Below are 13,928 nucleotides of genomic sequence, written 5' to 3'. Positions count from 1 at the left end.
GGAGTCGCCACCTCCGACGACCCAGCCGTCCCGGGTCACGCAGACATAGGTCGGGAGGCCCTGGTACTGGACGAGCCGGATCCAGCCGAGGTCTTCTGAGCGGTCGGCTACTTTCCACTCGCCGGGTGAGACGGACCGAGAGACCATGCTCATCGGGGTCCAGTGGTGCGCCATGCGGTGAGGGTAGGCGGGACGACCGACAGCGCGAGCATCGCCCACGCAGCGTCCGGCGTGGTCCGTGCAATATGGCGGCTAAGCAAGGGGCGGCGGGTTCGTAGTCCGACGCGTGTTGGGTGCTCCGATAGTCTTCGATCCGTGCCAAATCGGGAGCAGTTGTCCGCGGCTGCGCCCAGTCAGGCCCGGACCCATCAGGTGAGACTATGGGCGCACTGGGTTGTGGAGTGGACCTACCTTCACCTGAGCTGGCTCCCTGCTGTGCTCGCGCTAGTCGCGACCATCACCTCGGCGGTCCTGTTCGGAATCCTCGGGCTCGACGAGTACAAGGCCCAGCGCCACTGGATGCAGCCGACGGCAGTCGCGTCGACGGTCATCGCGGTGGCCCTGACTGCGCTCCTCGAGTACCTCCGGCGCGAAAGCAGTCGCTCCTCCGTGTTCGAGGCGACGGCCGCACTCACTCAGTTCCGAGACGCCTTGAAGCCCATCGTCCTGCGGTTGCGTCGGATGCAGGACGTCCCTTCGCCGCAACGTGAAACGGCCTACCAGCGGGTGGTGACGAGCGTGCTGGACGCCAGGCTCACCCTGTTCAGTGACGACCTCGACACCCGGATGGTGATCTACAAGTTCGAGGGGGCGCAAGGTAGGAGGCCGCGACGGCTCACGCTCGAGAACAAGTCGGGGCGTCCAGCGAACGAGCCCGACGACTTCGTCGACACGGATGGCGGTCGCGGTGAGGCGCTGTTCACGTGGTTGGCGACCTCGCCAACTTTTCGGTTCGTCGCGAACGTGACCGAAGACCCAGACGAGGTGTCCGGCCGAGGTTACGAGACGTACATTTCTGTCCCGATCCTGGTCTCGGATCGTGTCGTCGGGATGATCACGCTCGACTCGCCCATCGCGGGCGACTTGGACGAAACGGACGTAGCGCCGCTCGAGCTCCTCGCCGGTTTGCTCGCACTAGCGCACGGAATGCTGTGAGGCCAGGCGGCTCAGGCAACCCCACGGCGAGTCTCGCGAACGGCTCGTAGGATGGAATACGCTTCGGCTACGGTTCCCGGAGCAGAGATGGAGGATGAACATGATGAACATCCCCGACGGAATCAGGGTCACACCTTCCAAGAAGCCGGTCCAGCCCAACTACTCGGACCCACAGGTTCGCGCCGAACGTCGCGCGGACGCTGAGAAGCTCGTTCGCTCGGAGGCGGTGCGCCGACTAGGCCGCCGACTCCGATCGCGATCAGCGTAGTTAGTTCAACGAGAGCGCCCCGTTCCTTCGAGCGGGGCGCTTTTGCGTGCGCTGGGGTACCGTCCGCGGCCAAGTAGCTCGTCACCACGATCGCCGGTTCACGCCCGGACGAGTCGGGTTCGAGCGACGTGGCGCAGCGAGGCGGTCGTGGGCCGCCGTGGGTGCTGCTCCTGAGCCCCAATGGGCACTGAAAAGGCACGAGCCCGTGGAGCGCCGGCGAGCGGGTGGGGGGATCAGCTCGTCACTGGCGCGAAAACTCCTGGTCAGACAGACAGAAGGCCGGACCGCTGAGGCGAGCGGCCCGGCCTTCATTCCCTTGCACCAAGAGTGTCCTGCAATCACTTCTCGCGCTTCCCGCCACAGCAAACGGTCGACGCACTTGAACTATATAACGGATCGATAACGCCGCAAGGACCGATTTCCTGAGCTTTCGCTGTGACCCCCTGGCGCCGCCGTCCCGAGGCCGCCGCAGCGCCGGACCGGGTCTCGATACGCCGCGTCCCGCGGCTACTCGACCAGCATGATCGCGCGGCCTCCGTCAACCGAGCGCGGGACCCGCCGGCACGCTGAGCGCTGCCGCTTGCAGACGCGCGAAGCGCCGCTGTCCTATTCATGCTGATCGAGTAGCCCGCTCCGCGGGCGTATCGAGGTCCCCCACCGCAGAGGCGTGGGTCTCGATACGCCGCGTGCCGCGGCTACTCGACCAGCATGTGCTGCCGCCGACCCCTCGTCCGACTCGTGCCGAACGACCAGCCGCCCTCTGCGAGGTGTTCGGTGAGAAACGCGTGCCAGCGTTTCTCACGAGCCGTGGGTAGGACGCTCTATGAACGCGACCATCCGAGGAGCCGACTGCGGCGGAGCGAGCGCTCGCGCTCGCGCAGCAATCGAGCACTGAGGAGTGGGCGCGAGCGCCCACTCCTCAGAACAGGTCGGGGCTGGGGGTGGAGGCGTAGCGGATGGCCACGTCCGCGTGGCGGTCGAAGCGGTAGCCGACGCCGCGGACGGTGCGGACGATGTCCTCGTAGCGGCCGAGCTTGGCGCGCAGGCGGCGGACGTGCACGTCGATGGTGCGCTCGTTCGGGGCGTCGTCGTCGGCGGCTCCCCAGAGCGAGGAGATCAGCTCGGCGCGCTCGATGGTGCGGCCCTCGCGGAGGACGAGGTACTGCAGCAGCTCGAACTCCTTGTAGGTGAGGGCGGTGGTCTCGTCGTCGAGGATGACGCGCTTGCGCGAGATGTCGATGACGACGCCGCCGGGGGCGCGGTCGAGGTCGGGCTCGGTCTCGGAGCGGCGGCGGGCGACGGCGGCCGGGTCCTGGAGGGCGAGGCGGACGACGTCGACGTCGCGGCCGCCGGCGCCCTGCGGGGCGAGGGCGACGGAGGCGTAGGTCTCGGCGTCGGGAGCGAACTCGGCGGTGACGCGCTTGAGCTCCTCGACCAGGCGGCCGAGGTCGATGCCGGCGGCACGGGCCTTGGCCTCGTCGATGCCGACGTAGAGGGCGAAGCCGCGGGCCTCGGTTCCCTGCGGCACGGCGCGGAGGCGGGGAGCGGCGGGCGCGGCCTCGGGGCGGCCTGCAGGCGGGGGCGGCGGCGGGAGTGGAGACGGGACGGGCGTGGAGGAGGGACATGACGAATCCTTGGGCTGGTCGGATCCGGGACGAGTGTCCGGGGAGCGGATCCGGGTGTGCGCGCGAGAGCCGGTGCACGAGGTGCGGGCCGGCAGGGGCGGATGCGGGGCATCCAGGGGTTCACCGCGCCTGCGACGCCCGGCCGATCAGAGGATCGGGTCGATCAGTGCGATCGGGGGGGCGGAGGCTGTGCGGAGAACCGGCGAGGGTGATTCCTCAGGCGCACATTCGACAGCGCAGGACGAGGCCGCCGGCCATCATCATGCCGGCATCCCCGATGGCCTCAAGGGAGGTCAGGGCGTGCGCGTTGTCAGTCATGGTCGAAAGTAAAGCGGATGGTGGCGGACCCCGTCAACAGATCCGCGCACACTGGCGCGCTCCGGGCGCCGCGGCGGGCGCCCGGAACGGCTCAGCCGGCGAGCCCGTAGAGGCGGTCGCCCGCGTCACCGAGGCCGGGGACGATGTAGCCGAGCTCGTTGAGCTTCTCGTCGAGCGAGCCGAGGACGATGGTCACGTCCTTGCCGACGAACGCCTTCTCCACGGCCGCGAGGCCCTCGGGCGCGGCGAGCAGGCAGACGGCGGTGACGTCCTCGGCGCCGCGGTCGAAGAGGAACTGGATGGCGGCGATCAGCGAGCCGCCGGTGGCGAGCATCGGGTCGAGCACGAAGCACTGGCGGTTGGACAGGTCGTCGGGCAGGCGCTCGGCGTAGGTGGTCGGCTCGAGGGTCTCCTCGTTGCGTGCCATGCCGAGGAAGCCCACCTCGGCGGTGGGGATGAGCTTGACCATGCCCTCCAGCATCCCGAGGCCCGCGCGCAGGATCGGCACGACCAGCGGCTGCGGGTCGCTCAGCGCGAGACCGGTGGTCGTGGTGACCGGCGTCTCGATGGTGACGGTGCGGGTGCGGACGCCGCGGGTCGCCTCATAGGCGAGCAGGGTCATCAGCTCCTCGGCGAGCTGCCGGAAGGTGGGGGAGGGGGTGCGCTTGTCGCGCAGCACGGTGAGCTTGTGCGTGATCAGCGGGTGGTCGGCTACGTGGACGCGCATAAGCTCAATCTACTTGCCGGTCGGAGCCGGCCGGAGCCGGACGAGGGGGCGCGATGCGCGAGAGCGACCTCCCCCTCCCTCCCGAGGCGGACGCCTGGATGCGGCTCGCGCTCGACGAGGCCCGCCGGGCCGCCGGGTGGGGCGACGTGCCGGTGGGCGCGGTGGTCGTCGACGCCGAGGGCGCGGTGATCGGGCGCGGCCGCAACGAGCGCGAGCTGCGCACGGATCCGACGGCGCACGCCGAGGTGGTCGCGCTGCGGGAGGCCGCTGCCGCCCGCGGAGACTGGCAGCTCGCGGGCTGCACCCTCGTGGTCACCCTCGAGCCGTGCGCGATGTGCGCCGGGGCGATCCTCGCCGCCCGGCTCGAGCGCGTCGTCTTCGGGGCGTGGGACGAGAAGGCGGGCGCGGCCGGCTCGGTGCACGACCTGCTCCGGGACCGCCGGCTGCACCACGTGGTCGAGGTGTACCCGGGGCTGCGGGCCGACGAGGGTGCGCGGCTGCTGCTCGACTTCTTCGCGGCGAAGCGCTGAGCGGCCCGGAGCGCGAGACTCCGGAGCACGCGACTCAGCCCTGCGCGCCGACCCATTCGCCGAGCGCGGCCTCCGTCGCCGTCCGCATCCGCTCGAAGCGGCCCTCGCGCACGTCGTCCTCGAGCTGCTCGTGCCCGTAGCCCGCTCCCGCGGCGTACTCGGCGTCGCCCTCGAGCCAGCGCCCGGCCAGCTCGCCGGTGAGCTCCGGGTGGAACTGCACGCCGAGCAGCCAGCCGTCGATCGCGAAGGCCTCGACGGCGTAGGAGGGCGAGGAGGCGAGCAGGGTCGTCCCCGCGGGCAGGTCGAAGGTGTCGCTGTGCCACTGCATCACCGGGACCTCGGCGAGGTGGCGCAGCGGCGAGCGAAGTCCCGCCTCGGTCGCGACGATGCCGCGGAAGCCGACCTCGCGGGTCGGGCCGGGGCGGACCTCCTCGCCGAGCGCAGCGGCGATCAGCTGCGCGCCGAAGCAGACGCCGAGGGTCGGCCGGCGGTGGTGCAGCCGGTCCTGCAGCAGGGCGATCTCGGGCGAGATGAAGGGGTGCCGGGCGGTCTCGTAGACGCCGGCGCTCGAGCCGAGGGTGACGACGAGGTCGGGCGCGAGGATGTCGACGGAGTCGAGGTCGGTGCCGGCGACCGCGTCGACCGCGAAGCCCCGGTCGCGCAGCATCGGCTCGAGGGCGCCGAGCCCGGCGCCGCGCTCGTTGACGATCGCGAGGACCCGCCGCATCAGCCGGCGCTCCCGGCGGCGGCGGTCGGCTCCGTCGAGGGCGGCAGCGCCCCGCGGTCGACGTCGGGTTCGAGGTAGATGACGCGGGCGGCCGGGACCGCGTCGCGGATGCGCTTCTCCGTCGCGTCGATCCCCGCGGCCAGCTCGGCCATCGTCTCGGCGGCGGGGAAGGCGAGCTTGGCGGCGACGAGGATCTCGTCCGGACCGAGGTAGAGGGTCTTCATGTGGATGACGCGCTCGACGTCCGGACCGGCCTCGATCGCCGCGCGGATCGCCGCGGCGTCGGCCGGGGTCGCGCCCTCGCCGACCAGCAGGCTCTTGGTCTCGACGCCGAGGACGATCGCGACGACGACCAGCAGGGTGCCGATCATGATCGTGCCGATCGCGTCGAAGACCGTGTTCCCGGTGATCACCGAGAGGCCGACGCCGAGCAGCGCGAAGACGAGACCGGTGAGCGCGGCGACGTCCTCGAGCAGCACGACCGGCAGCTCCGGCGCCTTCGCCCGGCGGATGAACTGCAGCCAGGACTGCTGCCCGCGGACCTTGTTCGACTCCTTGACCCCGGTGCGCAGCGAGTAGCCCTCGAGGCAGATCGAGACGACGAGGACCAGGATCGGCAGCCAGGCGTTCTCGAGCTCGTGCGGCTCGGCGATCTTCTCGACGCCCTCGTAGATCGAGAAGACGCCGCCGACGGAGAAGAGGATGATCGCGACGACGAAGGCGTAGACGTAGCGCTCGCGGCCGTAGCCGAACGGGTGCTCCTCGTCGGCGGCCTTCCGCGACTTGCGGCCGCCGAGCAGCAGCAGCAGCTGGTTGCCGGAGTCGGCGAGCGAGTGCACGCCCTCGGCCAGCATCGAGGCCGAGCCCGAGAAGAACCAGGCGACGAGCTTGGTCAGCGCGATGCCGAGGTTCGCGGCCAGCGCCGCGATGATGGCGGAACCGCCTCCGGATGCGCTCACGGGGTCTCCTCGGGGTGACTCGTCGGGGTGCTGGTGCTCGGGGGTGGTCGGCCCATCCTAGGAGGCGGGCGCCGGGCAGCAGGCTCCCGCCGTCGACCGAGTCGTGCCCCTTGCGCGGAGATCGCCTTCGTACGATGGGCGGATGACCGACGCACCCGTGCAGCTCCCGTCCATCGCCGTCCTCGGGCTCGGCTCGATGGGGGGCGCGATCCTCAGCGGACTGCTCGCCCCCGGCGTGGAGGTGCAGGGCGGTGTCCGCGTGACGAACCGCGACGCGGAGAAGGCGGCGCGCTGGAGCGGCCACCCGGTGGTGACCGCGTTCGCGACCGCCGACGATCCGGAGGCGAACCGCCGCGCGGTCGAGGGCGCCGCCGTGGTGCTGGTGGCCGTGAAGCCGCACATGGTGCCCGCGCTGCTCGACGAGATCGCCGACGCGCTCGCCCCCGGGACGATCGTGGTCAGCGTCGCGGCGGGAGTGACGGTCGCGACGTTCGAGGCGCACCTGCCCGCGTCGGTGTCCGTGCTCCGCTCGATGCCGAACACCCCGGCGGTCGTGGGCCGGGCGGTCACCGGCCTGAGCGCCGGCACCCGCTCGAGCGCGGACGACCTGGCGCTGGTCCGTCGGCTGTTCGAGACCGTCGGCGAGGTGGTGGAGGTGCCGGAGTCGCAGCTCGACGCGCTCTCGACGATCTCGGGATCGGGGCCGGCCTACGTCTTCCTCCTGATCGAGGAGCTGACCGCCGCGGCGCTCGCCAAGGGCTTCACGCCCGAGCAGGCGGCGACGATGGTCACCGGCACCTTCCGCGGCGCCGCCGAGCTGCTCGTGCACTCCGGCGAGGAGCCCGCCGAGCTGCGCCGCCGGGTCACCAGCCCGAACGGCACGACCGAGCGCGCGATCGCCGTGCTGCAGGAGGCGGACCTCGCCGCCCTCTTCACCCGCGCGACGGACGCGGCCCTGGCCCGCGCCCGCGAGCTCGCCGCCTCCTAGCGCCCGCCGCTGCTCCGCGAGATGCCACTTATGAGCCCGACACGCCGTGACGGGAGCTCATAAGTGGCATCTCGCGGGAGGGGGCGGGTGCGTCAGGAGCCGAGGGCTGCGAAGCGCTCGATGTCGGTGGGGGTGCCGCTGACGACGATGAGGTCGTGGTTGGAGACGACGGTCTGCTCGGTCGCGTAGGTGAAGGGCTTGCCCGGGCTCTTCACGCCGACGACGGTGACGCGGTGCTTCCGGCGCACGCCCGACTCGGTGAGGGTCAGGCCGCGGATCGGCTTCGGCGGGTACATCTTGGCGAGCACGAAGTCGTCGTCGAACTCGATGAAGTCGAGCATCCGGCCGGAGACCAGGTGCGCCACGCGCTCGCCCGCCTCGGCCTCCGGGTAGATCACGTGGTTCGCGCCGATCCGCTCGAGGATCTTGCCGTGCGAGCGCGAGATCGCCTTGGCCCAGATCTGCGGGATCTTGAGGTCGACGAGGTTCGCGGTGATCAGCACCGACGCCTCGATCGAGGAGCCGACGGCGACGACGGCGACCTGGAAGTCCTGCGCGCCGATCTGGGCGAGGGCGTCGAGCGAGCGGGCGTCGGCCTGGACCGCGTGGGTGACCCGCTCCGACCACTTCTGCACGAGCCCGGCGTCCGCGTCGATCGCGAGCACCTCGCGGTCGAGCCGGTCGAGCTGGCCGGCCGTCGCGGCGCCGAAGCGACCGAGGCCGATCACCAGCACCGGGGCGTCGTACCTGATGCGGTCAACCAACGATGGGCCTCTCTTCCGGTCGTCTGAACAACTGCCTGCGCTGGCTCGCGGCGAGCGCGGCAGCGAGAGTCACGGTACCAACGCGGCCCATGAACATCGTCAGCGCCAGCACGTAGACGCCGGAGGTCGGCAGCTCGGCGGTGAGCCCCGTCGACAGACCGGAGGTCGCGAACGCCGAGATCACGTCGAAGAGGACGTGGTCGAGCGGCGCCTTGGTGATGTGCAGGATCAGGACCGACGAGACGGCGACGGTGGTGGCTCCCCAGAGCACGACGGAGACCGCGAGGCGCAGCACGTCGTTGGGGATCCGGCGGCCGAACGCCTCCATGTCGTTGTTGCCCCGCGCCTCGGCGAACGCCGCGAGGAAGAGGATCGCCAGCGTCGTGACCTTGATCCCGCCCGCCGTCGAGGCCGAGCCGCCGCCGATGAACATCAGCATGTCGGTGACGAGCAGGCTGGAGCCGTTGAGGTCCGGGATCGAGATGGTCGAGAAGCCGCCCGAGCGCGTCATCGTCGACAGGAAGAAGGACTGGAAGACGGTGTCGCCCGCGTCGAGGGTGCCGAAGGTCGTCGGATTGTCGAACTCGAGCACGATGTAGAGCACGGCTCCCGCGACGAGCAGGATCAGCGAGGTGACCAGCGTGAGCTTCACGTGCACCGACCACTTGCGCGGGCGCCGCCAGCCGCGCGAGAAGGCGTAGATCACCGGGAAGCCGATCGAGCCGAGGAAGACGCCGATCATCAGGATCCCGAGGAACCAGTAGTCGTCCTCGAACGGCGTGAGGCCGGCGGCGTTCGGGGCGAAGCCGGTGTTCGTGAACGCCATCGCGGAGTAGTAGAAGGAGTGCCAGATCGCCTCGCCGATCGGGATGCCGTCGATCAGCATCCGCGGGAAGAGGAGGAGGGCGACCACGATCTCGATCACCGCGGCGCTGATGGCGACCGTCGCGAGCAGACCGCCGATCTCGCCGAGCCGCACGGCCTGGCCCTCGGCGACGGGACCGGAGTGGATGCGGAGCGGGTTCGAGTCGCTCGCGGCCATCAGCTTCGCGCGGAGCCCGAGGCGGCGCGAGATCGCCAGGCCCATGATCGACGCGAGCGTCAGCACGCCGAGGGCGCCGATGTTCACGCCGATGAAGACGATCGAGTGCCCGAACGCGGACCAGTGCGTGGCCATGTCGACCGTGGCGAGGCCGGTGACGCAGATCACCGACATCGCGGTGAAGAAGGCGTCGTGCAGCGGGGTGACGGTGCCGGTCGTGCTCGACACCGGCAGCGAGAAGAGCAGGGTGAAGACGAGGATCAGGCCCGAGAAGATCATGATCGCGAAGCGCGACGGCGACCGGCCGGCGAAGTCGTCGACGAGGTCGCGGGCCCGGGCGAAGCTCGACCACGGCGAGGCCGGCGAGACGCCCACGGGGCTGCGGAACTGCTGCCGAACCACCACGGCGGGCCCTCCACTCGATCGCGGCCATGCTACCCGCTCGCCGGGCGGCTCCCGGGGCGCCCGGACACCATGCGCCGCGCGGCATACGCACGGGCGACACCCTGCCCGCGGCGGAGGGCGCTGACTACCCTGGGGGGATGGCTGACATCTTCGCGGTGATCGCGGACGGCACCCGCCGCGACATCCTCTCGCTCCTCCTGGAGCAGCGGGTCGAGGGTGCCGGGGGCGCCGGCGGCATGAGCGTCTCGCGCATCGTCGCGAAGCTCGAGCTCAGCCAGCCGACGGTGTCCAAGCACCTCAAGGTGCTGCGCGAGGCGGGGCTCGTCACCGTCCGCGAGAGCGGGCAGCACCGCATCTACGCACTGCAGTACGGGCCGCTCGTCGCCGTCGAGGACTGGCTGCTGCCGTTCGGCGCGGCGGACGAGGCCGACGAGGGCGCCGCCGTGCTCGACGCGGCCGCCGCCGCCCGGGCCGAGTCGCTCGGGCGGGCGCTCGCCGACCGGACGCACCAGGTCAGCACGGTGGTGCAGGACATCCAGCGCGGCGTGAGCGAGGGAGCGACGAAGGTCGCGGAGGCGCTGCGCATCCGCAAGTGAGGCCGCATCGGTCGCCGCCAGGGGTTGCGCGACGGCGCGGATTCTCGTGGGGGGCCGCGTCGTGTAAGCTCGCGGGAGCCAGTTTTTCGTAAGCGGCCGTCCGTCGGGCGGTCGACCCCCTGAACGTTGTGAGGTCTTCGTGGGTTCTGTCATCAAGAAGCGTCGCAAGCGTATGGCGAAGAAGAAGCACCGCAAGCTGCTTCGCAAGACTCGTCACCAGCGTCGCAACAAGAAGTAGGCTCTCGCCTCTTCACCCTTCGAGCGTCCGCCCCTCTGGGGTCGGGCGCTCGTCTGCGTCTCCGGGCCCTTCTGCGTCGGACCCTCTGCGTTCGCGCCGTGCGCTCCCCGGCCCGATCGGCTCGCCGGGACGCGTCTACACTGACCGGGTGGATGTGGCACTGACTCTCGTGGGCAAGCCCGGCTGCCACCTCTGCGACGACGCCCGCGCCGTCGTGCAGCAGGTCCTGGCCGAGCTCGCGGACGTGCCCGGCGCTCCGAGCGTCTCGCTCGCCGAGGCCTCGATCCTCGACGACGCCGAGCTGCACGAGCGCTTCGTCGAGGAGATCCCGGTCGTCCTGATCGACGGGCGCGTGCACACCTACTGGCGCGTCGAGCCGGATCGCCTGCGCCGAGCCCTGCTCGAGCGCGCCTGACCGCAGCGCAGCGGCGCGCTTCCGCCGTGATGCGAATGTTGTAGAAGGCCCCTCGGACGGGGGACTGGACCGCTGTCGAGCGGCGCCGGTTCGCGCATAGTCTCTTCACGGGGAGGCTCGCTCCCCGCATTCGGGGTGCGTTCGGCGTCTCGCGGGGGAGGAACTTCCATGACTCGACAGCGTCTGCTGCAGCAGCGTCGCCGCTCCACGGCGTCCGCGCTCGCGCTCGCCCTGCTCCTCGCCGGGCTCGCGCTGCCCGCCTCGGCCCAGGCCGAGCCGCTGCCCGATCCTTCTCCGACGAGCAGTGATCCAGCGACGGCGGAGCCAATCGGCTCAGGGTCGAACGACACCCCTCCGCCCGTCGACCCTCCGGTCGATCCGCCCGTCGACCCTCCGGTCGATCCGCCCGTCGATCCTCCGGTCGATCCGCCGGTCGACCCGCCCGTCGACCCGCCCGTCGACCCGCCCGTCGACCCGCCGGTCGACCCTCCTGTCGGCACACCGGACCCCTCGCCTGAGACGACTGCCTCGCCCGAGACGAGCCCCTCGCCGGGAACGCAGCCCACGTCCGGCACTGGATCCCCTGCGACGTCCGACCCCACGCCGAGCTCAGGAGGGGGTGCTCCCGCTCCGGGCAACAACAACAACGGCGGTAACGGGAACGGCGGAAACGGCGGAAACGGCGGCAGCAGCAACGGCGGCAGCGGAACCGGCGGAACCGGCGGAAGCGGCGGCAGCGGAAGCGGCTCGAGTGGCGGCGGCGGTGGCGGCAACTCCCGCGGCACCGCGACCACCGAGGCCGGCACGACGGCGCCGCGCGCCTCCGCGCCCGGACGGACGCTGCTCTCGACCTCCGCGGCCGACCCCGCCGCGGCACCCGTCCCCGGGACGGAGACCGTCGGCAGCCCTCCCGCCGTCTCGGTGTTCCTCACGCGCGACGCCGGCGTCGACCCCGGGTCGCTGACCGTCGATCTCGCCCGCTTCTACGGGGTGGGCGTCGCCTACGCCGGGTTCCAGCGCGAGGAGAACGCCACGGCGACGCTGCGTGCTCCCGCCGGGACGGAGACCGCGCTGACGGTCGAGAACCGCCAGGACGGCGAGTCGACCAGCACCGGCTCGGCCACCGTGCCGACCGCGGCGCTCCTCTCCATCGGCACGTACACGGTCACGATCAGCGGCGACCGCGGCTCGTCCGCGACCAGCACCTTCGGGCTGACCGCCTCCTCCGCCCCCGGCATCCTCGTCGAGCCGCGCGAGTCCTCCAGCGCCGAGGCGGCCATGCCGCGCGGCGCGGTCTGGGGCTTCGGTCCGGTCGAGAGCGTCACCGTCGGCGCCTACACGACCGCCGGCGTCCAGGCCGACCTCGCGGCGGGCGATCTCGCCGTCCGCGTCGACGCGCTCGGCTGGTCCGACCTCGACCTCGGCGAGGCCGTCGTCGCGGAGCCCACGGCCGAGGTCTACTGCATCGTCGCGGTCGGCTCGATCAGCAAGCGCACCGCCGCGGTCACGGTCGCCTACCCGGCGGAGGGCTCCACCGCGACGGCTCCCGACGCCGCGCAGGTCTGCGGCATCGCGATCACCTCCGCCAAGGCCGGCACCGTGCCGCCCGCAGCCTCCAGCACCGGCGGGCTCTCGGCCGGGGTCGGGCTCACCATCGGCGCGGGCGTGCTCGTCGCGCTGCTCATCGCCGGCCTGGTGACCACCGTCGTCCTGCGCCGTCGCCGCGAGAACGACGACCTGCTCATCGGCGGACCGCTCCCGCACCCGACGGAGCAGTGAGGCGCTGCGCCCGGTGCGTGACGACAGTCTGATCGCGGCGCTGCACCGCGGTCGTCCTCGGACGATCGCGGCGGCGGCGGAGCTGGTCCACCTGGCGCCGGGCGACGTGCGGATCGCCGTCGACCGGTTCCGCGCTCTGGGGCTCCTCGGCGGCGAGGGCGAGGAGATCGCCTACGTCCCGCCCGCCGATTGGGCGGCGGACGCGGTCCTCCGGCACACCGTGGCGGCTCGCCGAGCCACGCTCGAGGCGCTGGACGGCATCGAGCGCCTCATCGGCGACCTGCCCTCGCTGCTCGGCGCGTGGTCGGTCGGTGCCGCCGCCGCCGACGATCTCGTCCCCACGCTGCTGCGTCACGGGCCGCACGCCTCGGAGGACCTCTGGTTCGACCTCGTCCGCAGCGACTCCGGGACCCTGGTCGCGGTGCTCCCGGACGTGCAGCGCTTCCTCGATCCGCCGACCGAGCGGGCGCTGCGCTTCGGCCAGGCGCTGGCGGCGAAGGACCGGGTGCGGGTCATCATCCCCGCCGGGAGCGTCCGCGACCCGCGGGTGCTCGCCCGGATCGAGGCCTACCAGAAGGCCGGGGTGGAGTACCGCCTGCTCGAGACGATGCCGAGCTGGTTCTGGGTCGACGGCGAGTACCTGGCCGTGCCGTTCGAGTGGGGCGAGACCCGGCCGACGAGCGTGCTGGGCGTGCGGCACGAGGCGCTCGCCGGACTCGTCAGCGCGTACTTCGAGCAGCTGTGGCGGCAGGCGCTGCCGATCGATGCGGCCGAGCAGAGCTGGACGTCGCTGCTCCGGCTGATGCGGACGGGCCTCACCCTCGAGACGGCCTCGCACCGGCTGGGGATCAACCCGCGCACGGGCCGGCGCCGCATCTCCGCCGCGATGGAGCACTACGGCGCTCCGACTCTCTTCGCCCTGGGAGCGGCCTGGTCGGCGGAGGAGGGCCGGGCGGCCCCGGAGGGATCGGCCGAGCAGTAGCGGCGCGGCTCCGGTCCGGGCTTCTCGGCCCAGGTGCCGAGAAGGTCCCGACCACTCGGGGAGGGTTCGGGTCGCCCCGAGTGGTCGTCTGCGCCGACCAGGCAGTCCCCAGTGTCCGGAGTCGGGCCTCCCCGCCGCAAGCGCCGCTTGCGGACATGTCCGGAAGAGGGCGTCGGCTCCGCTCGACGAGCCGGCACCTTTCCTGCTGGTCGAGCAGCCCCGCAGGGGCCTACCCATGCTGGTCGAGTAGCCCCGCAGGGGCGTATCGAGACCCGCCGTCGTCAGCACGGTTGGTCTGCAGACCCGGGTTCTGACGGTGGTGGATCTCGATACGCCCGCTGCGCGGGCTACTCGATCAGCATGGTGTCGTCGCCTGCTGCGCGGGCTGCTCGATCGGGGGAGCGTGCTCT

The 13,928-nt window shown here is 71.7% G+C and carries 14 protein-coding genes; 8 read left to right on the top strand and 6 right to left on the bottom strand.

The features are described 5' to 3' along the window. Positions 1-396 precede the first annotated feature (396 nt). On the top strand, positions 397-1,155 hold the full coding sequence (locus C1I64_RS12625) for a GAF domain-containing protein (protein ID WP_127887437.1): 759 nt from the start codon (positions 397-399) through the stop codon (positions 1,153-1,155). A gap of 1,187 nt (positions 1,156-2,342) precedes the next feature. Here C1I64_RS12625 and C1I64_RS12615 read toward each other — a convergent pair. Together C1I64_RS12615 and upp are read right to left on the bottom strand one after the other, a co-directional pair. Beyond that, a complete protein-coding gene (locus C1I64_RS12615; protein WP_425272935.1) occupies positions 2,343-3,143 on the bottom strand; it encodes a winged helix-turn-helix domain-containing protein in 801 nt (266 codons plus the stop codon). A 314-nt stretch (positions 3,144-3,457) separates the two neighbouring features. After that, positions 3,458-4,093, bottom strand: coding sequence for a uracil phosphoribosyltransferase (gene upp / locus C1I64_RS12610; protein WP_123446624.1), 636 nt, complete (start codon positions 4,091-4,093; stop codon positions 3,458-3,460). A 53-nt stretch (positions 4,094-4,146) separates the two neighbouring features. Between upp and C1I64_RS12605 the strand changes: the two genes are divergently transcribed. Beyond that, positions 4,147-4,623, top strand: coding sequence for a nucleoside deaminase (locus C1I64_RS12605; protein ID WP_244209466.1), 477 nt, complete (start codon positions 4,147-4,149; stop codon positions 4,621-4,623). 34 nt (positions 4,624-4,657) lie between these two features. Here C1I64_RS12605 and C1I64_RS12600 read toward each other — a convergent pair whose 3' ends face one another. Together C1I64_RS12600 and C1I64_RS12595 are read right to left on the bottom strand one after the other, a co-directional pair. Beyond that, positions 4,658-5,350, bottom strand: coding sequence for a glutamine amidotransferase-related protein (locus C1I64_RS12600; RefSeq protein WP_127887434.1), 693 nt, complete (start codon positions 5,348-5,350; stop codon positions 4,658-4,660). Beyond that, positions 5,350-6,309, bottom strand: coding sequence for a cation diffusion facilitator family transporter (locus tag C1I64_RS12595; RefSeq protein ID WP_127887433.1), 960 nt, complete (start codon positions 6,307-6,309; stop codon positions 5,350-5,352). Before C1I64_RS12595 ends, C1I64_RS12600 begins: the two co-directional genes overlap by 1 nt. A gap of 142 nt (positions 6,310-6,451) precedes the next feature. On the opposite strand from C1I64_RS12595, the gene proC reads away from it, so the two are divergent. Next, positions 6,452-7,297: a pyrroline-5-carboxylate reductase gene (gene proC, locus C1I64_RS12590; protein ID WP_127887432.1), complete on the top strand. Its 846-nt coding sequence runs from the start codon at positions 6,452-6,454 to the stop codon at positions 7,295-7,297. 92 nt (positions 7,298-7,389) lie between these two features. On the opposite strand, the gene C1I64_RS12585 is transcribed toward proC, so the two are convergent. Beyond that, positions 7,390-8,061, bottom strand: a complete 672-nt coding sequence (locus tag C1I64_RS12585; protein ID WP_123446620.1) for a potassium channel family protein — start codon at positions 8,059-8,061, stop codon at positions 7,390-7,392. Continuing rightward, complete coding sequence (locus C1I64_RS12580) at positions 8,054-9,478, bottom strand: TrkH family potassium uptake protein (RefSeq protein ID WP_372487887.1); 1,425 nt, start codon at positions 9,476-9,478, stop codon at positions 8,054-8,056. The genes C1I64_RS12585 and C1I64_RS12580 overlap by 8 nt, the downstream gene beginning before the upstream one ends. Before the next feature lie 167 nt (positions 9,479-9,645). Here C1I64_RS12580 and C1I64_RS12575 point away from each other — a divergent pair, with 167 nt between their 5' ends. The 5 genes from C1I64_RS12575 (at position 9,646) to C1I64_RS12555 (ending at position 13,518) form a co-directional block, all read left to right on the top strand. Further along, positions 9,646-10,104 (top strand): ArsR/SmtB family transcription factor, encoded by a 459-nt coding sequence (locus C1I64_RS12575; RefSeq protein WP_123446619.1) that lies wholly within the window; start codon positions 9,646-9,648, stop codon positions 10,102-10,104. A gap of 139 nt (positions 10,105-10,243) precedes the next feature. Next, complete coding sequence (locus C1I64_RS12570; RefSeq protein WP_003792170.1) at positions 10,244-10,342, top strand: 30S ribosomal protein bS22; 99 nt, start codon at positions 10,244-10,246, stop codon at positions 10,340-10,342. Positions 10,343-10,490: 148 nt separating this feature from the next. After that, positions 10,491-10,757 carry a glutaredoxin family protein gene (locus C1I64_RS12565; RefSeq protein WP_123446618.1) on the top strand — a complete coding sequence of 89 codons (267 nt, stop codon included), beginning with the start codon at positions 10,491-10,493 and terminating at the stop codon, positions 10,755-10,757. 168 nt (positions 10,758-10,925) lie between these two features. Next, positions 10,926-12,536, top strand: coding sequence for a hypothetical protein (locus tag C1I64_RS12560; protein ID WP_127887431.1), 1,611 nt, complete (start codon positions 10,926-10,928; stop codon positions 12,534-12,536). Between the two features lie 13 nt (positions 12,537-12,549). Next, positions 12,550-13,518 carry a hypothetical protein gene (locus tag C1I64_RS12555; protein WP_127887430.1) on the top strand — a complete coding sequence of 323 codons (969 nt, stop codon included), beginning with the start codon at positions 12,550-12,552 and terminating at the stop codon, positions 13,516-13,518. Positions 13,519-13,928: the final 410 nt, after the last annotated feature.

The organism is Rathayibacter festucae DSM 15932, from assembly GCF_004011135.1.
GTDB lineage: Bacteria > Actinomycetota > Actinomycetes > Actinomycetales > Microbacteriaceae > Rathayibacter > Rathayibacter festucae.
The sequence above is the reverse complement of the archived record's forward strand: the minus strand, read 5'-3'. Positions and strand labels throughout refer to the sequence as shown.